Source organism: Rhodococcus sp. P4_F3_2, from assembly GCF_056401335.1.
Map to the genome: position 1 here is coordinate 1 of NZ_JBFUJN010000257.1, position 399 is coordinate 399.

General features: G+C 33.8%; 1 protein-coding gene. It reads left to right on the forward strand.

Annotated elements, in window-relative coordinates:
* Nucleotides 1-94: 94 nt before the first annotated feature.
* On the forward strand, nucleotides 95-399 hold a 305-nt coding region (locus AC1DWA_RS33640; protein ID WP_477917866.1), incomplete at its 3' end, for a class I SAM-dependent methyltransferase.

Here is a 399-nt window from a genome sequence, read left to right on the forward strand (position 1 = left end):
ATGTAGAAAAGGTCCAAAAGGCGACAACATCATATAAATTAATTTATACTTATAATATTCCATTCACACTTATTACAAAGGAGTGAAACAATCTATGTCTACAAGTGAACATGTAAATAATAATAATATCGAACGCTTTACTGGTTTTGCTAACCTTTACGATCGAAATCGCCCTAGCCCTCCTCGGGAAGTGATAAAAATTTTACATACTTACTTAGGGGAAAAACCGAGAAATGTTGTAGATATAGGGTGTGGAACTGGCCTTTCTTCGTTCTTATGGATGAATGACTCTGTAAACATTATTGGAGTAGAGCCCAATGATGATATGCGTAAAGTAGCTATTACTAACTGGGAAAGAATAAATAAACCATCTAATATTCATTTTACCAAAGGTTTGTC